Below are 22384 nucleotides of genomic sequence, written 5' to 3'. Positions count from 1 at the left end.
ACCTTCAATGAGCGCCAAGGGAGAGCTCGACATGGGGGCGCCAGGTCTCATCGCAACCCTGGTCGCAGAGCTTGGGCGCGGCGAGAAAGACGCGCGCATTGGGCGCGCCGCGGGCCAGCAGCGCATCGCGCACCGCCGTGGCGCGGGCCACCGCCAGCTGGCGCAGTGTTTCGTCTTCGATGGCGTAGCTGCCCAGCAGCAGGCCGCGCATCTGCTCGGGCGGCAGATCCTTGGCCAGGCCGAGCAGGTTCTTGGGCTTGTTGGGCAGCTTGCTGGCCTGGTAGAGGCGCTTGAGCGCGGCATCGGGTGTTGCGTTTTCGGCTTTGAGTGCACTGGCCAGGCGCTGTTCACGCAAGGCCTGGCCTTCGGCGGCGATGCCGGCCCAGCCCGTCAGCGTCAGCTGCACGCCGGGCTTGTCGACCAGCAGCTTGGCTACGCGGTCGAGCTTGGTCGAGTCGGCCAGTTCGACGCCACCCGGCACGAAGGCGATCTGGGCCTCCTCGGGTGCGTCGCTGCCGCTGAACAGGGCGAAGGGCGAGGTCAGCGCCTTGCCGATGAGATTGAGCACGAGCTTCCAGACCAGGCCGCCGACGCTGAACTCCGGATCGTTCAGGGAGCCGCTGACGGGCAGGTTGACGTCGATGACGCCGTTGCCGTCCTTCAGCAGCGCCACGGCGAAGCGCACCGGCAGCGAGGTCGCGTCAGGGCTCTCCACGCGCTCGCCAAAGGTCAGCTGGTTCAGGATGATCTGGTTGCTGGCCACCAGCTGGCCGCCGGGCTCGACCTTGTAGCGCAGCTTGGTCGACAGCTTGCCGCGCTCGATGGCGTAGCCGGCGTATTTGGCGGCGTAGGGCGACAACGGCGCCAGCTCGATGTCGGTCGCGTTGGCGGCAATGTCCATGGCCAGTGGTGCGCCCGGTTTGAGCTGACCGTCGATCTCCAGCAGGCCGGTGCCGGCGACCTTGCCCTTCAGCGTCAGCGGCGCCATCGCGCTGCTGGTGGACGAGAAGGCGCCCAGCGAGCCTTGCAGCTCGGTCAGGCGGGCGCTGTAGTTGGGGCGCACGAAGCGGTCGTTGAAATCGACGACGCCGCGGTTGACGCGGATGCGTTCGGCGGCGAATTCCGGCTGCGCTGCCGATGCGGCTGGCGCGGGCGCTGCAGCCGCTTCCGCCGGGCCGATGTCGCGCAGATTGAAGCGACCCTGGTCGTTGACGATCAGGCGGGCATAGGCGTCTTCGAGCAGCGCGTCCTTCACGGCCAGGCGTGGCGGCGCGCCCGGCGCCAGGGCGAGCTTGAGGCCGTCGAGCTGCAGTGCCTGCCAGCTCAGCAGGTCTTCGCCGACGACGCGCAGGCCCTCGACGACGCGGGTCTGCAGCAGCGCCAGCGGCCCGACGCGCACGTCGCCGCCCACGTTGGCCGTCCAGGCGCCGCCGGCCTGCTGGGCGGTGACTTCGGCCTTCAGCCCCAGCTCAGCGCGCTGCAGATGCAGTCCCCAGGCCGGGTCGAGGTAGGCGTTGAGCAGATGCAGCGGCAGGGCCTTGGCCTGAAGGCTGCCGCTGGCCGAGAGCGGCGCAATACCGACGCGGCCGCTCCACTGCAGGCTGCCGGCGCTGGCGGCGATGGGCTGATCATTCGCGCCGAGGGCCGCGAGTTGGGTGGTGATCTGCACCTGCACGGGCGTTGTGGCGGGCCAGCTCAGAGCGCCGAGCTGCAGGCGCAGCGGCTCGGCGGTCAGTGCCACGGGCGTGACGCCTGCGGGCACGGCGGCGTCCTGCCAGCGCAGTGCGCCGCGCTCGACCGTCAGGCCAGCAAGCTGCACCTTCCAGGCCGGGCCGGCAGCGGACGCGGCGCTGTCAGGCGGCAGCAGGCCGGCGATGTTCAAGCGGCCACCCTGCTCGCGGGCGAGCAGAGCGCGCGGCGCGTCCAGCGCCAGCGTGCCGAGGGTGATGGCGTGCGTGGCAGGTTCGACGCTGGCCTTGTCGAGCTGGGCCGAGGCCAGCGTCACCAGCCGCGGCGCGCCGGGCAGGCCAAGGCGAGCGTCGCTGATGCGCAGCTCGGCCAGGGTCAGCTGGGCACGGTCGGCGGCGCCTTCGGCCAGCGGGTTCGTGACGGTGAGGCCAGCCTTGGTGGAGAGGCCGGCGGCCAGCCGTACGCCGCTGGGCAACGGCAGCCAGGCGGCCAGGCGCTCGACGGCGAGGCCATCCAGCTCAGCATCAGCCTGCAGCAGCTCGGGCGACAGCTTGGCCTGGGCCGTCAGCGTGGCCCGGTCCAGGCGCAGGCTGGCGTCGAGCTGGGCAGGCGACTTCAACGGCCAGGCGGCTGCGCCGAGCTTGATCTGGATGGCCTCTAGCGCCAGGCCCTTGTTGAGAGTGAAACGACCCTCCTTGACTTCCAACCCGGCAAGGCTGAACTGCCAGGGGGCCGCAGTTGGCGAGGACACGCCGCCAGACCCTGACCCTGCCGGCAGCGGGCGCAGCCAGGCATCGGGCGACTCCAGCAGGATGGCGCCGAAGCCCAGCTGTCGACGCAGCGGTTGCACATCGGCGAGCGGCAGGCTCAGCCGCTTGAAGCCGAGCAGGGCCTGGCCGTCGGGCTGGGTCAGGGCCAGCTCGTGCAGCTGGATGAGGCCACTGAGCTTGACACCCGGCGTCTGCTTGGGGCGCTCGGCAAAGTCCACCGCCACGTCGACATCGAGCCTGCCGCCGGCCAGTCGGACGGGCGCGCTGGCAGGCACATAGGCGGCCAGCGGTGCGAGATCCAGCCCGGCAAATTTGAAGGACAAACGAGCACTGACGTCGTCGTCAAAGGGCAGCGCCTCGGCGCGGCTGTCGAAGGCGACGCCGTCGAGCTTGCCGTTCAGCTGGGGCTGCACCTTGACCTTGACGTCGGCCGGCAGCGTCGACATGAAAGGCAGGGCCAGGTGCAGGCCGGCCAGCTCGTGCTTGCGCTGCACCGGGCGGTCGTCGAAGAGGATGCGACCGTCGGCCAGCTCGATGTTGTAGACGGCGAACTCGGCGTCCGGCTCCTCGGGCGCCCCGGGCTTGGCGGCAAAGCGCTGGATCAGGTCGTCGATGTCATAGCGGCCCTCGGCCACGCGGGCGAGGCGCAGTTCGGGCTTGGTCAAGGCCACGGATTCGATGACGGCACGGCCGCGCAGCAGAGAGCGCAGCGACAGGGCAGCGTCCAATTTCTGCAGCTTGAACAGCGGTGGCTGCCCGGCGTCGGCGCCGGCAATACTCAGCCCTTCGATGACCAGGGCCAGACGCCAGGGCTGGAAACTGGCCTCCTCGACGGTCACCGGCCGGCCCAGGGCCTCGCTCGCCAGTGCAGCGCCACGGCCGGTAACCCAGCCGGGTAGCGCCAATGTCACGACCAGCAGCAGCAAGGTGACCAGGGCCGACAGCGCGGCGATGGTCCAGAGGGCGAGGCGGGCGGGGGAACGGGAGGTCACTGTCACGGCAAAAGCATTATTGATGTCGGCGAAGATGCCACAGGTGATCTCCCTCGACTATTCAGGCTTCAAGACGTTGCTGCTTGCCGCCGCCCTGCCCCCAGCGCCCCTGTTGCTGCTCGCGGCCTGGGGCGGTTGGCGACTCCAACGAGGCCGGCGCCTGGGCGGGGTGTTGCTGGGCCTGGCGCTGATCGGCGTCTGGCTGTCGGCCACCGAGGCGGTGGGCGAACTGCTGAGCCGGGCCGTGGGGCTGCCCACGGCTCTTGAGCCAGCCCGGATTGACGCGTTGCGCGCTCGCTCAGACGGCGCGGTGCTCGTGCTGGGCGGCGGCGTGAAGCGCCATGCGCCTGAGTTCGCCGCTGGTGCTCCGGCCCGCATCACCGCCGAACGCCTGGCCTATGGCGTCTGGGTTGCCCGGCGCAGCGGCTGGCCGCTGGCCTTTTCCGGCGGTATCGGCTGGACAGCGACTGAACTGCGCGAACCCGAGGCCGACATCATTGCCCGCGTGGCGGCTCAGGACTATGGCCTCCCACTGCGCTGGGCCGAAGCCAGTTCACGGGACACGCGGGAGAACGCCGCCCACACGCTGCCGCTGCTGGCGAAGGCGGGCGTGAAACAGGTCGTGCTGGTCACGCATGAGGCGCACATGCGCCGCGCGCTGCGCGCCTTCGAGGCCGAGGCCGCACCGTTGGGTCTGACGATGCTGGCGGCCCCCATGGGTCTGCGCGATGACGCGTTGAGCAGCTTTGACGACTGGTGCCCCTCCGTCGAGGGCTTTGCACGTGTGCGCTATGTGGTCTACGAGACCTTGGCGTGGTGGGCGGGCCGATGAGGCGCCACAAATAGAAACCCCGCCGGGCTTTAAGGCCGGGCGGGGTGGGTGGCTATGCCACCTTGGGGCTCCACGGCGATTTGCCGAAGGGCTCCTGGCGCGCAAGGGATTGCGCCAGAGGTTGTGCCTCAAAAGGCATCTCAACAGTAGGCGAGCACGCTCAGGGCTTCAAGAAGAGTTGCCCGAATAGCGCCTCGGCCCGCGCCGTGATCTCGGGCGGCAGGCTGATACCGCGACCCCATTCGCGGCTGGTCTCGCCGGGCCACTTGTTGGTCGCGTCCAGCCCCATCTTGCCGCCCAGGCCGCTGACCGGTGAGGCGAAGTCAAGGTAGTCGATGGGCGTGTTGTCCACCAGGGTGGTGTCGCGCACCGGGTCCATGCGCGTCGTGATGGCCCAGATCACTTCCTGCCAGTTGCGCGTGTCGATGTCGTCGTCGACCACGACGATGAACTTGGTGTACATGAATTGGCGCAGGAAGCTCCAGATGCCGAACATCAACCGCTTGGCGTGGCCGGGGTAGGCCTTCTTGATGGATACCACGGCCATGCGATAGCTGCAGCCTTCAGGCGGCAGATAGAAGTCAACGATCTCGGGAAACTGCTTTTGCAGGATGGGCACGAAGACCTCGTTGAGCGCAACGCCAAGGATGGCGGGCTCGTCCGGCGGCTTGCCGGTGTAGGTCGAGTGGTAGATCGGGTTCTTGCGCTGGGTCAGGCGAGAGATCTCGAAGACGGGGAACCAGTCCTGCTCGTTGTAATAGCCGGTGTGGTCGCCGAATGGGCCTTCCAGCGCGTGCAGATAGCCGCCCTTTTCCTTCAGCGGCACGCCGCGCTCGCTGACGCCGGTGTAGCCGGGTGCGGCAGGCGGGATGTGGCCTTCCAGCACGATCTCGGCCGAGGCCGGTGCCTGAAGCGGTTGGTTCTTGCCCACGCCGGTATTGACCAGTTCAGTACGCGAGCCGCGCAGCAGGCCGGCGAACTGATATTCGGACAGGCTGTCTGGCACCGGCGTGACGGCGCCCAGGATGGTGGCCGGATCGGCACCGAGGGCCACGGCGATCGGAAACGGCTCGCCCGGATGGGCCAGCGCGTGGTCGCGGAAATCCAGCGCACCACCGCGGTGCGCCAGCCAGCGCATGATGACCTGGCGGGGGGAAATAAGCTGTTGGCGGTAGATGCCCAGGTTCTGGCGGGTGCGGGTCGGCCCCCGGGTGATGACCAGACCCCACGTGATCAGGGGGGCTGCGTCGTCCGGCCAGCAAGTCTGTATGGGCAGGCGGCCGAGGTCGATGTCGCTGCCCTCCATGACCTCTTCCTGGCAGGCCGCGCGGCGCTGCACGGCGGGCTTCATGTCCCACAGGGCCTTGGCCATCTGCAACAGTTTGCCGGCGTCTTTCAGGCCCTTAGGTGGGTCGGGCTCCTTGAGGCTGGCGAGCACCCGGCCGACATCCCGCAAATCGGCCAGAGACTCAGCGCCCATGCCGAGTGCGACGCGACGCGTTGTCCCGAAAAGATTGGTCAAGGCGGGGGTGGAAAACCCGGCCGGCGCCTCGAACAGCAGGGCCGGTCCGCCGGCCCGCAGCACGCGGTCGCTGAGGGCAGTCATCTCCAGCACCGGCGAGACTTTTTCACGCACGCGCTTGAGCTCTCCGAGGCCTTCGAGGCCGGCGATGAAGTCCCTCAGATCGCTGTATTTCATAACCAAAAGTAGTTTTGAAGAGGCAAAACAACCTTGACTGGTTATCTACGCCTCGTAAAATTCGTCGCTTCGGGTTTTTACTGAAGCCCAACCGGCCAGGTCCTCCGGGCACAGAGATGCCACAGACCAGAGCAATCGGCCGGGAAATTATCACCGTCGCCCCACCCAGACCGCTTCGCATCGAGGCAGCCTGAGGCGGGTTGCGGCACAAGGAGTCGAATGACGACACGTCAAGACCTGTTCAGCCTGGCTCGCCACACGCGGGATTCGGCGTCGCTGTTCGTCAAGGACATCGGCAACGGCCTGCTCGTGGTCAGCCACAACACACTGGCCCTGCTGGGGCTGGCCGTGGTGTCGGTGCTGCTGGTGTTCACGAGCCAGGCCGGCCTGCGTGAGAAAGTGGAATCCGCCACCCTCGGCTGGCTGAATGCGCGCCATGAAGCGCGTGCCGAGGCCGAGGGCAACACCCTGATGGCGTCGGCCGAGCCCGATGCCATTGCCCGCGCCACCGCCACCGACCCCCGCGAGCTGAGCCGCCAGCAGGCCGCCGTCGCCCATTGGCTGGCGCGCCGGTACAGCGTGGCGCCGGAACCCATCAGCCGCCTCGTGCAGGAAGCCTGGGCCGTGGGCCAGCGCGCCAAGGTCGAGCCAACGTTGATCCTGGCCATCATGGCCATCGAGTCGCGCTTCAACCCTTTTGCGCAGAGTGCCGTTGGCGCCCAGGGCCTGATGCAGGTCATGACCCGCGTGCACGACGACAAGTACGAAGCCTTCGGCGGCACGTTGGCGGCCTTCGATCCGGTCACCAATCTGCGCGTGGGCGTGCAGGTTTTGAAGGAATGCATCCAGCGCGCCGGCGGCCTGGAAGAGGGCCTGCGCTATTACGTCGGCGCGGCCAATCTGGCCGAGGACACAGGCTATGCGGGCCGCGTGCTGGCCGAGCACGACCTGCTGAAGGCGGTCGCGGCCGGCCGCACGGTGCCGACCATGACGACCGTCCGGCCGCTGGTGCGCGAAGCGGCGTCTGCCCCCTCGACCGGCGACTCCGCCCAGGTGGCCCTGCTGCGCTGAGGCGCGGCTGACATACACTGAGCATTCACGCGACTGGCGATCAGGGTCACTAGCTGACCTGAGGTGGGCCACCACCGGGGAGCGTGAGGCGGCTGTCCTCTGTCGACATGACAACCGCTATCAGCCGTTCGCCTGGGCAGCCTTGGGACATCACGCCTGCCGTGACCGCCGGGGATTCACCGCCTGACCTTCGGAAACACCAGCATGTTTGACCGCAACACCTCCACCCTCGCCTTGGTCGACCCCGAACTCTGGACCGCCGTCCAGAACGAGAACCGCCGCCAGGAAGACCACATCGAGCTGATCGCCAGCGAGAACTACACCTCGCCGGCCGTCATGCAGGCCCAGGGCAGCCAGCTGACCAACAAGTATGCCGAGGGCTACCCCGGCAAGCGCTACTACGGTGGCTGCGAGTACGTCGACGTCGTCGAGCAACTCGCCATCGATCGCCTGAAGCAGCTCTTCGGCGCCGAATTCGCCAACGTGCAGCCCAACTCCGGCTCGCAGGCCAACCAAGGCGCCTTCTTCGCGCTGCTGCAGCCGGGCGACACCATCATGGGCATGAGCCTGGCCGAAGGCGGCCACCTGACCCACGGCATGGCGCTGAACATGAGCGGCAAGTGGTTCAACGTCATCAGCTACGGCCTGGACGCCAATGAAGCGATCGACTACGACGCCATGGAAGCCCTGGCCCGCGAGAAGAAGCCCAAGCTGATCATCGCTGGCGCCTCGGCCTACTCGCTGCGCATCGACTTCGAGCGCTTCGGCAAGATCGCCAAGGAGATCGGCGCCTACTTCATGGTCGACATGGCGCACTACGCCGGCCTGATCGCCGCGGGCGTCTATCCCAACCCTCTGCCCCACGCCGACGTCGTCACGTCCACCACGCACAAGAGCCTGCGCGGCCCGCGCGGCGGCATCATCCTGACGAACGACGAGGCGATCGCCAAGAAGATCAACTCGGCCATCTTCCCCGGCATCCAGGGCGGCCCGCTGATGCACGTCATCGCCGGCAAGGCCGTGGCCTTCAAGGAAGCCCTGACGCCCGAGTTCAAGGTCTACCAGGAGCAGGTCGTCAAGAACGCCAAGGTGCTGGCCGACACGCTGATCGAGCGCGGCCTGCGCATCGTCTCCGGCGGCACGGAGAGCCACGTCATGCTGGTGGACCTGCGTCCCAAGAACCTGACGGGCAAGGAAGCCGAGGCCATCCTGGGCGCCGCCCACATGACCTGCAACAAGAACGGCATCCCCAACGACCCGCAAAAGCCCATGGTCACCAGCGGCATTCGCCTGGGCACGCCGGCCATGACGACGCGCGGCTTCAAGGAGGAGCAGGTGCGCCAGACGGCCCACCTGATCGCCGATGTGCTGGACAAGCCGCATGACGAGGCCAACCTGGCCGCCGTGCGCGAGAAGGTTGCGGCGCTGACGGCCGCCTTCCCGGTCTACCGCGGCTAAGTCGAGCCTCAATGCGCTGCCCGTTCTGCTCTCACACCGAAACCCAGGTCGCCGAGACCCGGGAGTCGGATGAGGGTGACGTCGTCCGGCGCCGGCGCCGCTGCCTGTCCTGCGACAAGCGCTTCACGACCTATGAGCGGGCCGACATCGCCATGCCATCGGTCGTCAAGAAAGATGGGCGGCGCGCCGATTTCGACGCGTCCAAGCTGCGTGCCTCCATGCAGCTGGCCCTGCGCAAGCGGCCGGTCAGCGTCGAGCAGATCGATGCGGCCATCAACCGCATCGAGGAGAAGCTGCTCGCCAGCGGCGCCCGCGAGCTCGCGTCCACGCGACTGGGCGAGCTGGTCATGCGCGAGCTCAAGCGCATCGACAAGGTCGCCTACGTGCGATTTGCGTCGGTATACCGCAGCTTCGAGGACGTCGACGAGTTCCGGCAGCTGATCCGCGAGATCTGATACCGGGTTGACCCTATCCCCCGGCGGGGGGAGATGAGGGGGAGACCAGGGGGATGGGGCACCCGCCATCCCTCTTCGTTCCGCCTTTGGGGTGAAAGACGCGGTGAGCCCCGCTTCCTAGAGTTCGTTCCATCAACAACGAACCCAGGGAAGCACCATGAACCGCACCGCCAACACCCGTCGCAGCAACCGTGGTTTCACGCTCGTGGAGCTCTGCGCCAGCGTCGGCATCTGCGCCGCCCTGCTCGGCCAGGCCGTGCCGGCCATGGGCACGATGCGCCAGCAGCAGCAACTGCGCGTCAGCGCGGACACCCTGGCCAGCGACCTGCGCCTGGCGCGCAGCGAAGCGGCCCGCCTGGGCGACTCGGTCTTCTTCCGCATCAGCGGCAAGGGCGCCAACGCCTGCTACGTGATGTACATCGGCGCCAAGGACGACTGCGATTGTGCTGGCGGCAAGGCCGCCTGCAAGAAGCCGAGCAGCCAGGTCATCAAGGCCGAGTGGCTGCCGACGACCCAGCCCGTGCGCCTCAGCAGCAACGCCGAGACGCTGCAATTCCAGTACCTCCAAGGCCTGGTCACCCAGGCCGGCAGCATTGATCTCAGCCTGAGCGGCGGCCAATCCATCCGCCAGGTCGTGGCCCTCACCGGCCGCGTGCGCAGTTGCTACGTGGGCACGAACAAAGTCAGCGGCATGCCCAAGTGCGCCTGAGGGCCGTTTCATTCGCCCCTTCATTCATGGTGGATGCCGACCAGCGGCGCAACTCGGCGGATGAGCGGCCAAGACGTTACCGATCGTTGTGACGTACTGCCAAAAAATCGGACCATGTGCACCTGTTCCCGTTCGCGACGCCGTGGCTTCACCTTGATCGAGCTGATGGTCGCGCTGGCCATCGCCGGCATCCTCGCCGCAGTTGCCTATCCCGCCTACACCTCGCACATGCAGCGTGCCCGCCGCGCAGACGCCATCTCCGCGCTGACCGCCGTCATGCAGGCGCAGGAGCGTTTCCGCAGCAATTCAGCCACCTACGCGTCGACCCTCAGCGCACTGAACTTGAACATTGCCAGCATCACGCCCCTTTACAGCGTCAGCCTCTCAGGCGTCGGCGCAACCCCGGGGTTTGACGTCGGCTACATCGCCACGGCAACCCCTATAGCTGGCGGCAAACAGGCGACGGATCTGACCTGCAAGACCCTGACGGTGACCCTGGTGGGTGCTACACCCCAGTACTCGGCGACAGGCGACCCCAGCAACAGCGGCACGAATCGCGACACCGGCTCTGAATGCTGGCCTCGATAGTCATGAGAAGCCCTGTCCGCATCTTGAAGGCCCGGATATCCGGCCTGACGCTGATCGAGATCATGGTCGCCGTGGCGGTTCTCGGCGTCATATTGGCGATGGCCATTCCTTCGATGGCCGATTTGCTGGAAAGGCGCCGGGTGACGGCCGCTGCCGAAGAGGTTTCCGGCATATTGACTTACGCCAAGGCGGAAACGAATGCGGCCAATTCTCTGCTTTTCGTTCGATTCGACCCGCACGCGACGATGAGCTGCGCGATGGTCGTGACATCGGCGGGGGGCAACAATTGCAGATGCCACTATCCGGCGAACAATCTTTGCCCCACCGGAGGCGGCAGGTCATTGCGCCTGTTCCAGTTGCCCAAAACCCATGTGCAGTTCGATGCTGAGGGTGTCTGGGCCGCTGGCAACAACTACATCCGATTCGCGCGCGATCAGATGACGATGGAGACTGGGAATTTCCAAGTCGACGTGGTGGGCCTGGGAAAAGGCTACACGCTGCGCATTGAGGTGAATGGCATCGGGCGTGTCAGGGTTTGCGCGCCGTCTGCGCCGGCCGAAAGAAACGAGGCCAAGCCGTTTCAAAGGATGAGTGGGTACGCGTCATGCTGAATACCGCACGCACCAAGTCGTACCGAGCCCAACGCGGGTTGGGTCTGGTTGAATTGATGGTGGGCATCACGGTCGGCCTGATCGTCACCGCCGGCGCGGCCGTCGTGGCCACGCGGCAGATCAACGAACATCGGCGCCTGATGCTGGAAGTGCAGATGCAACAGGACCTGCGGATCGCCGCCGACCTGCTGCAGCAGGACATGCGCCGGGCGGGTTACCGCGGCCTGCCTTCAAAGGGGGTCTGGGAGCCCGAGCGCAACGCGGGCGCAACGCCGGCCAAGGAAGCCGCCTCCAGCCCTTACACCGCATTGACCCAGACCACCGCTGGCGGCAGCGATCTCTTTTACCGCTATGCGAAGAAGGCCAACGGCATTCTGAACGTGAGCAACATCGTCTCAGGCAACGAGCAATTCGGCGTCAAGTTGGAAGACGAGACACTCTCCATTGCGCTGGGCCTGCTAGCCAACGGCGCTCACAACTGGCAGCCCATCACCGATCCGAACGTCGTCAGGATCACGAATTTCGCAGCCAACATCGTGACGCAGCAGATTCCTCTTGACGATCTCTGCGACCCGTCCTGCACGTCGGCGGGAACCTGCCCGACCCAGTCCTTGAGAACCGTCAATTTCACGATCCGGGCGGTCGCCAGGGCCGATCCCAGCGTCGTCCGTACGCTGACGGTCAGCGAAAAGATTCGCGCCGACGACATCAGTGGGGAATGCCCAGCATGAAGCAAGAACCTTTCATGCATTTCGCACGGCCCCAGCGCGGTGCCGCCACGCTGGTCGTGGTCATGGTGCTTTTCCTGGTCATGGCCCTGCTGGCCGCCTATGCCAACCGCAACCTGATGTTCGAGCAGCGCATCTCCGGCAGCTATTACCGCGCCAGCATGGCTCAGGAAATGGCCGAAGCAGGCGTGGAGTGGTCCGTGGCCATGCTCAATGGCACGGGCATCGACGACAACTGCGCCACGGTCGCCACGGGCGGTACGCGCTTTGTCGACAAATACCTCAATGTCTCGGCCGCCGATCGTGCCGTCACGAGCAAGCTCCCGACCCCTTCCAACCTCAACCTTGTCGTCGATTGCTCCTCGACCGACACGGGTCTGGTCTGCCGCTGCCCGGCACCCGCTAGCCGCACGGCCCAACCCAGCACGGCCCTCGCAGGCGCCCTGATCCCAAGCTTCGGCATCGCCTTGGGCACGGACGCCGCCACCCATTACGGCAGCTTCCTGTTGTCAGCCTATGGGTGCACCGACAGCAGCGTCGACAACTGCGTCAGTGCCAACACCGAGGCCCGCAGCCAGCGGGCGGCGGCCACGGTGCTGCAGAACACCGCCATCGCCTTCATTGCAGCGGTGCCTTCCTCGCCGGCCGCACCGTTGACGGTCAAGGGCAACCTGACGACCGCAGGCAGCGGCGGCCTGGGCCTGCACAACACCGACCCGCGCTCGGGCGGCCTGCTCGTCGTCTCCGGTGGCTTGGCGCCGACGCTGAATGACGATCGCATGGACAGCGTACCGGGTACGCCGCCGGATCAGGCGCGGGTCTTCGGCGACACCTCTCTACAGAACCTGGGTAACACCACCGAAGGCAACATCAAGTTCTTCCGCAACTTCATGGGCATGGCGCCGAGCCGATATCTCAACCACCCTGCCGCACGCGCCGTGACCTGCGCGGTCGATTGCGGCACGGCGCTCGTCGACGCCGTCAACGCCGGCAAGCGCATCCTGACTGTCAGCGGCGACATGGCCATCAGCTCCGATGTCACCATCGGCACGGCGGCTGCACCGGTCGTGCTCGTCGTGTACGGCGACGTGGCCCTCACTGGCCCCATGCAACTGAACGGCATGCTGGTCGTCCTCGGGGACCTGACCTGGACGAACAACACCGCAGGGGCCTCGCAGGTCACGGGCATGGTGGTGGTCCAGGGTCAAATGACCACAACGGGCCAGATGGACATCATCTACCAGCAGTCCATTGCGAACGAGTTGCGCAACCGCCTGGGCAGCTACGCCCGCGTTTCAGGTGGCTGGATCGACGGGACCTACGGAATTTGACGATGCTCAAGTCCTTGCACTCCCAAACTTCCCGCCGCGCCTCGCGCCGCCAGCGCGGCGTCACGCTGATCGAGGCCCTGGTGGCCTTGCTGGTGATGTCCTTCGGCATGCTCGCCCTCGTCGGACTGATGAGCAATCTGCGCCGGGGCGCCGACCTGGCCAAGCAACGCAGCGAGGCCATGCGCATCGCCCGCGCCGAGATGGCCACGTTGAAAACCTTCACGACGGTGACGCGGACCGCGGCGACGCCAGCCGCGACACCGGCCTATAGCGATATCAGCGCCCAGGCGGCAACGCCGCTCACGCCGGCGGACTCGAACACCACCTACAGCATTGAGCGCCTGGTCACGCAGTTGGCTGGCGCCAGGCATGTCCGCGTCAGCGTGGCCTGGACCGACCGCGCTGGCGACCCGCAGTTCGTCAACCTGGACACGGTCGTCGCCGCTGTGGATCCGCTCTTCAGTGCGGCCGTGGGCTTCACACCGCCGGCAGGCCCCGTGACCCAGCCCTCGGGCCGCAGCCCCCTCATCCCGCCGGGAGCCAAGCAACTGGACGGCAAGATCAGCGCATTCTCTCCAAATAACACGCCGACCAATATCTGGATCTTCAACAACGTGACCGGCGTCATCACCGGGACGTGCAACCTTCCCATCAACACGGTGCTGTCCGCACTGACGGCCGCCGCTGTCGAAGGCTGCAAAAACGGCGCGAGGGTCGGCTATTTGCTCAGCGGCGTGATCCGTTTCTCCAATAGCAACCCGCCCAACCCGAGCGCCCCCGGTGGCACGGCCATCGACCTGGGACTGGCTATCACTGGCGGCAGCTATTCATTGCCACAACTCGTCAACGGCGCGCCGGTAATGAGCGGTGGCAGCATGGTGCTGGACACGTTCACCGCCTCGGCGCCGACACCGGCGCCAGACTGCTTCGACGATGCCCCCACCACGTCGCCAAGCGCCCAGCCCTTCGTCACCTACAACTGCATCGTCTACCCCGATACCACCACCAAACTCTGGGCTGGCAAGCTTGAACTGACGGGCATCACCATCGGCACCACCGCATCCGAATACCGCGTCTGCCGCTACAGCGCCGACTACAACGGCAACGGCAGCAGGTTCACGACCGACTTGAAGGCGTTGGAGAACGAAGAGCATCCCGAGGTCTATGGCAAGGTGACGGGATCCCTGGCACGCCAGAACTTCCTGGTCATCCGCGGCGACCTTGACTGCCCGACTGCGCCAGCGGTGAATCCAAGTGCCGGCGTCTTCGCCGACTACTCGACCATCCAGCTGCAGCCTGCCCCTGGACCTTAGCCGCCGCGTTGGCGGGCCCTAGACTGCTCGCATGAATTCGCCCGCAATCACGGCGGCGCTGCTGCGAGCGCTTTCCCTGGCCGAGCAGGCCATCGGCCTGACCGACCCCAACCCCCGCGTCGGCTGCGTCATCCTGGCTCCCGACGGCCGGGAACTCGGCGCGGGCCACACCCAGCCGGCTGGCCAGGCCCATGCCGAAGTGATGGCGTTGCGCGATGCAGCCGCGCGCGGCCACGATGTGCGCGGCGCGACCGCCGTTGTCACCCTCGAGCCCTGCTCCCACCATGGCCGAACGCCGCCCTGCTGCGATGCGCTGATTGCCGCCGGCATCGCGCGCGTCGTGGCTGCGGTCAAGGACCCCAACCCACAAGTCGCCGGCCAGGGCCTCGCGCGCCTGAAGGCTGCCGGCCTGCAGGTTGAACTGGCGGACCCGGCCATCGCCGAGGCGGCCAGCGAACTCAACATCGGCTTCTTCTCGCGCATGCAGCGCGGCAGGCCCTTCGTGCGCCTGAAGTCGGCCATCTCGCTCGACGGCCGCACCGCCCTGCCCGATGGCCGCAGCCAATGGATCACCGGCGAGGCCGCCCGCACCGACGGCCATGCCTGGCGCAAGCGCGCAGGCGCCGTGCTGACCGGCATCGGCACCGTGCTGGCCGACGACCCGCGCCTCGATGTGCGCCTGGTGCCGACTGCTCGTCAGCCGCTGCGCATCGTGCTGGACCCGCAAGGCCGCATGCCAGGCGGCGCCCGCATCCTGCAGCCCCCCGGTGAGGCCCGCGTCATCGGTCCCGGGCGGGCCAATCTGGCCGCGCTGCTGACCGAACTCGGCGCCCAAGGCATCAATGAACTGCATGTCGAAGCCGGTCCGACGCTTTCCGGGGCTTTCCTCGATGCCGGCCTGGTCGACGAGCTGCTGATCTACCAGGCGCCCATGCTGATCGGCGAAGGCCGCCCGCTCGCGGCGCTGAGCCCGCTGGCCGAACTCGGCGACGCGCGTCGCTGGCGCCTCATCGAAGCCACACCCATCGGCCCGGATCTGCGCCTGCGGCTGCGTCCGAAGTAACGCCCCACGCGGCACCAGCCGCTAGGGTCGCCACCTACAATCGCCGGCTATGCCCATCTCCCCCATTCCCGAGCTGGTGGCCGAGCTGGCTGCCGGCCGCATGGTCATCCTCGTCGACGAGGAAGACCGTGAGAACGAAGGCGATCTCGTGCTGGCGGCCGACCTCGTCACGCCCGAGGCCATCAACTTCATGGCCCGCTACGGCCGCGGCCTGATCTGCCTGACACTGCCCCGCGAGCATTGCGAGCGCCTGCAGCTGCCGCCGATGACGCGGCGCAACGGCACCCAGCATGGCACCGCCTTCACGGTGTCCATCGAGGCCGCCACCGGCGTCACGACCGGCATCTCCGCCGCCGACCGTGCCCGCACCGTGCAGGCGGCCGTCGCGGCGGACGCCAAGGCCAGCGACCTCGTACAACCCGGCCACATCTTCCCGTTGCAGGCCCACGACGGCGGCGTGCTGATGCGCGCCGGCCATACAGAGGCCGGCTGCGACCTGGCGCGCATGGCCGGCCTGTCGTCCACCTCGGTGATCTGCGAGATCATGAAGGACGATGGCACCATGGCTCGCCTGCCCGACCTTGAGATTTTTGCTGCCGAGCATGGCCTGAAGATCGGCACCATCGCCGACCTCATCGAACACCGCAGCCGCCACGAGAGCCTGATCCAGCGCGTTGCCGAGCGCCGCCTGAACACGGCCCAGGGCGAGTTCGACTGCCAGGTCTTCACCGACCGCACCGGCGGCACCCACCTGGCGCTCAGCCAAGGCCAGTGGACGCCCGACACCGAAGTCCTCGTGCGCGTGCACGAACCGCTGTCGGTCATGGACCTGCTGGAAGCCGGCCCCTGCGGCCACTCCTGGGGCCTGCCCGCCGCGCTGGCCGCCGTCAAGGCCAGCCCGGGCGGCGTGGTCGTGCTGCTGAATTGCGGCGAGGACGCCGCCGGCGTGCTGGCCCGCGTGCAGGCCTGCGAGCCGGCCCCCGCCACCAAGGGCGCGATGGACCTGCGCACCTATGGCGTCGGCGCCCAGATCCTGAAGGCCCTGGGCGTACACCGCATGCGCCTGCTGGGCAGCCCGCGCCGCATGCCCAGCATGACCGGCTATGGCCTCGAAGTGACCGGCTTTACTGCGCCTCCCAACTGCTGAACCCGAAAGGCCCGCGATGCAAGATTCCGAACCAGGCCTGCCCAGCTTCGAGGGCGCTCTCGATGGCAGCGAGCTGACCATCGCCATCGTCCAGGCGCGCTTCAATGACGCCATCACCTCGACCCTGGCCAGCGCCTGCCTGGCCGAGCTGTCGGTGCTCGGCGTGCCGACCGAAGCCATCCGCCACGTCACCGTGCCGGGTGCGCTGGAAGTGCCACTGGCCCTGCAGGCCCTGGCCGAGAGCAATGACTTCGACGCGCTGATCGCCCTGGGCTGCATCATCCGCGGCGAGACCTACCACTTCGAGCTGGTGGCCAACGAGAGCGGCGCGGCCGTCACCCGCGTCGGCCTGGACCATGGCATCCCGATCGCCAACGCCATCCTGACCGTCGAGAACGAAGCCCAGGCCTGGGCCCGCGCCGAACCCAAGGGCCGCGACGCTGCCCGCGTCGCCGTCGAAATGGCCAATCTGCTGAAAGAGATCGAGTGAACGCCTCCACCCCCAAGACCGCCACGAAGACGGCCAACAAACCTGGCGTCAAGCGCGCTCCCGCCAAGTCCGCCCGCCGCCGCTCACGCGAGGCCGCCGTGCAAGGCCTCTACCAATGGCTGCTGACCGGCGAGGACATCGGCGCCATCACCGCCCTGGGCCGTGAGCAGGAAGGCTATGCCAAGCTCGACGTGAAGCACTACGACGCGCTGCTGGCTGGCTGCGTCAACGAAGCGGCTGATCTCGACGCCATCCTGTCGCGCCACGTCGACCGCAAGACCACCGAGCTCTCGCCCATTGAGCACGCCATCCTGATGATCGGCGCCTACGAGCTCAAGCACTGCGTCGACATCCCCTACCGCGTTGCCATCAACGAGGCGGTCGAGCTGGCCAAGTCCTTCGGCGGCACCGATGGGCACAAATATGTGAACGGCGTGCTGGACCGCGCGGCGGGCGACTTGCGCCCCGTCGAGGTCGCAGCCAAGCGTTGACGAAGCGCTGATGAAACTGGCCGCGCGGCTCGACCGCATCGAGCCCTTCTATGTGATGGAGCTGGCCAAGGCCGCGGCCCGGGTCGCGGCCGGGCCATTGTGCGATCCGGCGCTGGGCGGCCGGCACATGATCCGCCTCAATGTCGGCGAGCCCGATTTCGGCGCTGCGCCTGCCGTCCGTGAGGCGGTCACCCGCGTGGCCCAGGGCCCGACGCCCTACACCGATGCCCTCGGTCTGCCCGCATTGCGCGAAGCCATCTCGCGCTGGTACGGCCAGCGCTTCGGCCTCGCCATCGCGCCCGAACGCATTGCCATCACAGCCGGCGCGTCGGCCGGCCTGCAACTCGCCTGCCTGGCCCTCTTCGAGCGCGGCGACGAGGTGTTGATGCCCGACCCCTGCTACCCCTGCAATCGCCACTTCGTGACGGCTGCGGACGCCACGCCGCGGCTGCTGCCGACCGGCGCCGCGGAGCGCTTCCAGCTCGGAGCGCAGCAGGTCCGCGACGCGTGGACACCGGCGACCCGTGGCGTGCTGCTGGCCTCGCCGAGCAACCCGACCGGCACGTCCATTGCGCCCGAGGTGCTGGCCGACATCGCCGGCTTCGTGCGTGAGCGCGGTGGCGTCACGGTGGTTGACGAGATCTACCTGCCGCTCAGCTACGAGGAGCATTTCGGCCACAGCGCGCTTGCACTGGGCGAGGACATCATCTCGGTCAACAGCTTTTCCAAGTACTTCGGCATGACGGGCTGGCGCCTGGGCTGGCTGGTGTTGCCCCCTGATCTCGTGCCCGCCATCGAGCGGCTGGCGCAGAACCTCTATATCTGCCCGTCCACGCTGTCGCAGATGGCGGCGCTGGCGGCCTTCGAGCCCGCCTCCATCGCCGAGTTCGAACGCCGCCGTGCGGTACTGCGCGAGCGCCGCGACTACATCGTGCCCGCGCTCAACGCCCTGGACTTGAATGTGCCAGTGCCCCCGGACGGCGCCTTCTACGCCTGGATGGATGTCAGCCGCCATCACGCCGACAGCTGGGCCTTCGCCCACGAACTGCTGCAAAGCGCCCAGGTCGCGCTGACGCCGGGCCGCGACTTCGGCCTGACCGATCCGCAGCGCTGGATGCGCCTTTCCTTCGCGTCGTCGATGGAAGACCTGCAGGAAGCCGTGCATCGTCTGCGCGAGGTGATTGGATGAACTTCGAATTTCCAGTTCGCGTGTACTGGGAAGACACCGACGCCGGCGGCATCGTCTTCTACGCCAACTACCTGAAGTTCTTCGAGCGCGCTCGCACCGAGTGGCTGCGTGCGGCGGGCGTCGAGCAGCACCAGCTGCGCGAGGACACCGGCCTCATCTTCGTCGTCGCCGCTACCAGCCTGCGCTACGCCGCGCCGGCCAAGCTGGATGATCTGCTGACCATCACTGTCGAACCTGAGCCCGCGGGCCGCGCCAGCCTCGTGGTTCGCCAGCGCGCGCTGCGCGCTAACACGCTGCTGTGCGAAGGCGAGATCCGCATCGGCTGCGTGCGCGCCAGCGACCTGAAACCCCAACGCCTGCCCGACACCGTCGTGGCAGCGATCACCGCATGAACCAAGACCTGTCCATCGTCTCCCTGATCCTGCACGCCAGCTTCGCGGTGCAGCTCGTCATCGCGGGCCTGCTGCTCGTGTCGCTGGCGAGCTGGAGCGTCATCTTCGGCAAGCTGATCGGCCTGGGCCAGATCAAGCGCCGCAACGACGCCTTCGAGGCCGAGTTCTGGAGCGGCAAGAACCTCAACGACCTCTACCAGTCGGTAGGCAACCGTGCGGATGCCGCACCTCTGGAGCGCATCTTCGCCTCAGGCATGCGCGAGTTCCTGAAGCTGCGTGAGAAGCGCGTGACCGATGCCGGCGCCCTGCTCGACGCAGCCCGCCGCGCGATGCGCGCGAGCTTCCATCGCGAGCTGGACGCGATGGAGCACAACCTGTCCTTCCTCGCGTCGGTGGGCTCGGTCTCCCCGTATGTCGGCCTGTTCGGCACCATCTGGGGAATCATGCACGCCTTCGTCGGCTTGTCGAATCTGACGCAGGTGACGCTGGCCACGGTCGCGCCGGGCATTGCCGAAGCGCTGGTCGCCACGGCCATCGGCTTGTTCGCCGCCATTCCCGCCGTGCTGGCCTACAACCGCTTCGCGCGCCAGATCGACCGCAGCGCAATCACGCTGGAGACCTTCATCGAGGAGTTCTCCAACATCCTGCAGCGCAATTCCACCGCCCACAGCTGATGGCCTCCATCTCCTCCCGTGGCGGCCGTCGGCGGCGCACGATGAACGAGATCAACATGGTCCCGTTCATCGACGTGATGCTGGTGCTGCTCATCATCTTCATGGTCAGCGCGCCGCTGATCACGACTGGCCTCGTGGACCTGCCCAGCGTGGGCAAGAGCCGCCAGCAGCCCGAGCATGTCATCCAGATCATCGTCGGCACCGACGAGAAGCTGAAGATCAAGGTCGACCAGCTCGAGCCCGAATCGATTCCCGCGAACCGCCTGGCCGAGCGCGTCAAGAAGGCGCAGGGCAAGGATGCGACCAGCCCCGTCGTCATCTCGGCCGACAAGAACGTCAAGTACGAGGCCGTCGTGCAGGTCATGGACACGCTGCAGCGCGCCGGCATCCAGCGCGTCGGCCTGGCTGTGAAGAGCGGCGCCTCCTCCTCCAAGTGAGATGACGAGCGCGACCTTACGCCCCCCCGAGGCTGCGGGCCTCGGCCGCGGCATGACCCTGGCGCTGATCGCCCATGGCCTGCTGATCCTCGCGCTCAGCTATGGCCTGAACTGGCACAGCGATTCATCGCCCGCCTTCGAGGCCGAGCTGTGGTCGGCGGTGCCCCAGGTGGCCGCGCCGCGCGAGGAAGCGCCGCCCGAGCCCGAACCCGAAGCGCCCAAGCCCGACACCCGCGCCCAGCAGCGAGCAGCCGAAGAGGCCGCCGCCGAGCAGCGCGAGGCCGAGATCGCCATCGCCAAGGAGAAGAAGCGCAAGGAGGAAAAGGCCCGCGACGAGGCTGCCAAGGTCGAGCGCGAAAAAGCCGCCCAGGAGAAGCTGGCCAAGGACAAGCTCGCCAAAGAGAAAGCGGACAAGGAAGAGCAGGACCGCAAGAAGGCCAAGGACGCCAAGGCGGCCAAGGATGCAAAGGAGGCGAAAGACACCAAGGAGGCCGATGCCCGGCGCGAAGCGCTACGTCAGGAAAACCTGCGCCGCATCCAGGGCATGGCCGGTGGCACGCCGGGCTCCACCGGCGCCGCGGCCCAGAACTCGGCGCCGTCCGCGGGATATGCCGGCCGCATCAAGGGCAAGATCCGCCCCCTCATCATCTACCCAGACGATGGCGTCGCGAACCCGACCGCCGAGGTGCAGGTGACGCTAGGCCCCGACGGCCGCATTCTTGGCAGCAAGGTGCTCAAGGCCAGTCCCGACCCCGACTGGGATCGTGCCGTGCTGCGCGCCATCGAGAAGGCCGAGACCCTGCCGCGCGACGTCGACGGCCGCGTGCCACCAGTGCTGATCCTCACCTTCCGCCCGCGCGAATAGCCCTGAGCCCCAGGCTTCAAAGCTCCAAGGAGATCGGCCGCCCCGGCAGCACTCGGTGCAACTCGTCGGCCAATGCCTGAAGGTCCATGGGTTTGCTGAGGTAGCCGTCCATACCGGCTTTCAGGCATGCGTTGCGCCGCAGATCCGTGTCGCCGGCAGTGGCGGCAATGATGGGGAATGGCGGCAGGTTGCCGACGCGCTGCAAGGACCTCAGATGCTCGCTGGCTTCCAGTCCGTCCATGACCGGCATGTCCACGTCCATCAGCACCATGTCTGGCGGCTCGTCGCAGCAGGAGTCGAGTGCCTCGATGCCGTCGCCGGCCACCACCACTTCGTAGCCCAAGGCCTCGAGCTGGCCCCGCGCGACGATCTGGTTCACGACGTTGTCGTCCACGACGAGCACACGGCGGCTCTCCTGCACGTACAGCGGCGTGGGCGACGTCAGCCGCGACAGGGCCGTCGAAGTCCGGGTATCGACATGCGCGGTGAAGCGCTCCAGTTCCAGCGGGCTGAGCGGAAGCACCCGGATGTCGACCGAGCACTGGCGCCGAAAGCGCAGCGTGTCGGAGCCAGAGACCACGGCGAGCACCGTCCACAGGCTGGGCAAGGCCTGGGCGATCTGTTCGAGCTGGGCCAGTTCCTGGCCGCTGTTCTCCGCGACGATCATCAACATCGGTGCCGCAGCAGCGGATATCGCCGCCGCGGCCTCCTCGATCCGCTCGAACGACACCACGTGCCAGCCCAGGTGCCGCAGCCTCGTCTCGACCGAGTCCAGCGCGCCGGGCGGAGGGCTGACCAGCCATGCCACCGAGCCGGTGGCGTTGGGTGAGTGCTCGAACACCACCTCTTCCGCGACAACTTCGCCGCTCAGTGAGATGACCAGGCCGTCAAGCCCCGCGTCGACGAACTGGACCGAGCCGGCGGTGGCCGGACAAGGCGCTTGCGCTCGCGCAATCAGCCCTTGGGCCACATCGGTATCCTCGGCAACCAACTGCAGGCGCTGCAGTACGCCCACGACATCGGATGGGCAACTCGCGCCAGTGCCAGCGGCGTGGATGACGATGCTGCTTCGGCCGAAGACCGGCGGCTCGACCACCGCGGTGAACATAACGAAACCCGACTCAAAGCAGTCGACGATGCCCAGCAATATCCGGTGGATGCCGGCACGCAGGTAGGGCCCAGGATCGTGAAGCTCGAGGCGGGGCCCGTGATAGTCGAAGTAGGTGACAAGCCCCTTCTTTCTGGCGTGGGGCAGCACGTCGCGCGCGCTCTGGGTGAACAGCTCTGAAAACTCCATCGGCGGACTCTTGCTAACTGTCCGCGAGACTAGGGCAAACCCAGCTGCCAGATGGTTTCCAATTGTGGCCGCTGCTTACACACGGATGCCTTG

Annotated in this window: 22 protein-coding genes and 1 riboswitch; of the genes, 19 read left to right on the top strand and 3 right to left on the bottom strand. The window is 67.3% G+C overall.

What is annotated here, in order from left to right:
• Positions 1-4 precede the first annotated feature (4 nt).
• Positions 5-3457 carry a DUF748 domain-containing protein gene (locus tag ASC91_RS22760; RefSeq protein WP_082532930.1) on the bottom strand — a complete coding sequence of 1151 codons (3453 nt, stop codon included), beginning with the start codon at positions 3455-3457 and terminating at the stop codon, positions 5-7.
• A 37-nt stretch (positions 3458-3494) separates the two neighbouring features.
• Between ASC91_RS22760 and ASC91_RS22755 the strand changes: the two genes are divergently transcribed.
• Positions 3495-4283 carry a YdcF family protein gene (locus tag ASC91_RS22755; protein ID WP_162247846.1) on the top strand — a complete coding sequence of 263 codons (789 nt, stop codon included), beginning with the start codon at positions 3495-3497 and terminating at the stop codon, positions 4281-4283.
• A 160-nt stretch (positions 4284-4443) separates the two neighbouring features.
• Here the strand turns inward: ASC91_RS22755 and ubiD are convergent, their stop codons facing one another.
• Positions 4444-5982: a 4-hydroxy-3-polyprenylbenzoate decarboxylase gene (gene ubiD / locus ASC91_RS22750; RefSeq protein WP_056202345.1), complete on the bottom strand. Its 1539-nt coding sequence runs from the start codon at positions 5980-5982 to the stop codon at positions 4444-4446.
• Positions 5983-6201: 219 nt separating this feature from the next.
• Here ubiD and ASC91_RS22745 point away from each other — a divergent pair, with 219 nt between their 5' ends.
• From ASC91_RS22745 to tolA, 18 genes are all read left to right on the top strand, one after another.
• Positions 6202-7053 (top strand): lytic transglycosylase domain-containing protein, encoded by an 852-nt coding sequence (locus tag ASC91_RS22745; protein WP_056202343.1) that lies wholly within the window; start codon positions 6202-6204, stop codon positions 7051-7053.
• 19 nt (positions 7054-7072) lie between these two features.
• Positions 7073-7198: riboswitch (ZMP/ZTP riboswitch) on the top strand.
• A 59-nt stretch (positions 7199-7257) separates the two neighbouring features.
• Positions 7258-8511: a serine hydroxymethyltransferase gene (glyA, locus tag ASC91_RS22740; protein WP_056202341.1), complete on the top strand. Its 1254-nt coding sequence runs from the start codon at positions 7258-7260 to the stop codon at positions 8509-8511.
• A gap of 11 nt (positions 8512-8522) precedes the next feature.
• Complete coding sequence (gene nrdR, locus ASC91_RS22735) at positions 8523-8966, top strand: transcriptional regulator NrdR (protein ID WP_056202338.1); 444 nt, start codon at positions 8523-8525, stop codon at positions 8964-8966.
• A 157-nt stretch (positions 8967-9123) separates the two neighbouring features.
• Positions 9124-9675, top strand: a complete 552-nt coding sequence (locus ASC91_RS22730; protein WP_056202335.1) for a GspH/FimT family pseudopilin — start codon at positions 9124-9126, stop codon at positions 9673-9675.
• A gap of 33 nt (positions 9676-9708) precedes the next feature.
• A complete protein-coding gene (locus ASC91_RS22725; protein ID WP_082532928.1) occupies positions 9709-10263 on the top strand; it encodes a type IV pilin protein in 555 nt (184 codons plus the stop codon).
• 2 nt (positions 10264-10265) lie between these two features.
• Positions 10266-10874, top strand: coding sequence for a Tfp pilus assembly protein FimT/FimU (locus ASC91_RS22720; protein WP_162247845.1), 609 nt, complete (start codon positions 10266-10268; stop codon positions 10872-10874).
• Positions 10868-11605, top strand: a complete 738-nt coding sequence (locus tag ASC91_RS22715) for a PilW family protein (protein ID WP_157281970.1) — start codon at positions 10868-10870, stop codon at positions 11603-11605. The genes ASC91_RS22720 and ASC91_RS22715 overlap by 7 nt, the downstream gene beginning before the upstream one ends.
• Positions 11602-12933: a PilX N-terminal domain-containing pilus assembly protein gene (locus tag ASC91_RS22710; protein ID WP_162247844.1), complete on the top strand. Its 1332-nt coding sequence runs from the start codon at positions 11602-11604 to the stop codon at positions 12931-12933. The genes ASC91_RS22715 and ASC91_RS22710 overlap by 4 nt, the downstream gene beginning before the upstream one ends.
• A gap of 2 nt (positions 12934-12935) precedes the next feature.
• Positions 12936-14246, top strand: a complete 1311-nt coding sequence (locus tag ASC91_RS22705; RefSeq protein WP_056202324.1) for a prepilin-type N-terminal cleavage/methylation domain-containing protein — start codon at positions 12936-12938, stop codon at positions 14244-14246.
• Positions 14247-14277: 31 nt separating this feature from the next.
• The gene (gene ribD, locus ASC91_RS22700; protein ID WP_056202320.1) at positions 14278-15309 is read left to right on the top strand and encodes a bifunctional diaminohydroxyphosphoribosylaminopyrimidine deaminase/5-amino-6-(5-phosphoribosylamino)uracil reductase RibD; all 1032 of its coding nucleotides are present in this window, start codon (positions 14278-14280) and stop codon (positions 15307-15309) included.
• Positions 15310-15358: 49 nt separating this feature from the next.
• Positions 15359-16456, top strand: a complete 1098-nt coding sequence (gene ribBA / locus ASC91_RS22695; RefSeq protein ID WP_056202317.1) for a bifunctional 3,4-dihydroxy-2-butanone-4-phosphate synthase/GTP cyclohydrolase II — start codon at positions 15359-15361, stop codon at positions 16454-16456.
• Positions 16457-16472: 16 nt separating this feature from the next.
• Positions 16473-16946, top strand: coding sequence for a 6,7-dimethyl-8-ribityllumazine synthase (ribH, locus tag ASC91_RS22690; RefSeq protein ID WP_056202314.1), 474 nt, complete (start codon positions 16473-16475; stop codon positions 16944-16946).
• Entirely contained in the window at positions 16943-17437 is a 495-nt protein-coding gene (gene nusB / locus ASC91_RS22685) for a transcription antitermination factor NusB (RefSeq protein ID WP_056202311.1), read from the top strand. Before ribH ends, nusB begins: the two co-directional genes overlap by 4 nt.
• Before the next feature lie 10 nt (positions 17438-17447).
• Positions 17448-18626 carry a pyridoxal phosphate-dependent aminotransferase gene (locus tag ASC91_RS22680; protein ID WP_056202307.1) on the top strand — a complete coding sequence of 393 codons (1179 nt, stop codon included), beginning with the start codon at positions 17448-17450 and terminating at the stop codon, positions 18624-18626.
• The gene (gene ybgC, locus ASC91_RS22675; protein ID WP_056202301.1) at positions 18623-19018 is read left to right on the top strand and encodes a tol-pal system-associated acyl-CoA thioesterase; all 396 of its coding nucleotides are present in this window, start codon (positions 18623-18625) and stop codon (positions 19016-19018) included. The genes ASC91_RS22680 and ybgC overlap by 4 nt, the downstream gene beginning before the upstream one ends.
• Complete coding sequence (gene tolQ, locus ASC91_RS22670; RefSeq protein WP_056202298.1) at positions 19015-19692, top strand: protein TolQ; 678 nt, start codon at positions 19015-19017, stop codon at positions 19690-19692. Before ybgC ends, tolQ begins: the two co-directional genes overlap by 4 nt.
• Entirely contained in the window at positions 19692-20129 is a 438-nt protein-coding gene (gene tolR, locus ASC91_RS22665) for a protein TolR (protein ID WP_056202295.1), read from the top strand. Before tolQ ends, tolR begins: the two co-directional genes overlap by 1 nt.
• A gap of 1 nt (position 20130) precedes the next feature.
• A complete protein-coding gene (gene tolA, locus ASC91_RS22660; protein WP_056202292.1) occupies positions 20131-20994 on the top strand; it encodes a cell envelope integrity protein TolA in 864 nt (287 codons plus the stop codon).
• A gap of 16 nt (positions 20995-21010) precedes the next feature.
• Here the strand turns inward: tolA and ASC91_RS22655 are convergent, their stop codons facing one another.
• A complete protein-coding gene (locus ASC91_RS22655) occupies positions 21011-22291 on the bottom strand; it encodes a response regulator (RefSeq protein WP_056202291.1) in 1281 nt (426 codons plus the stop codon).
• Positions 22292-22384 lie beyond the last annotated feature (93 nt).

Origin of the sequence: Pelomonas sp. Root1237 (assembly GCF_001425055.1) — a bacterium.
In the GTDB taxonomy this organism is placed as follows: domain Bacteria; phylum Pseudomonadota; class Gammaproteobacteria; order Burkholderiales; family Burkholderiaceae_C; genus Pelomonas.
The sequence above is the reverse complement of the archived record's forward strand: the minus strand, read 5'-3'. Positions and strand labels throughout refer to the sequence as shown.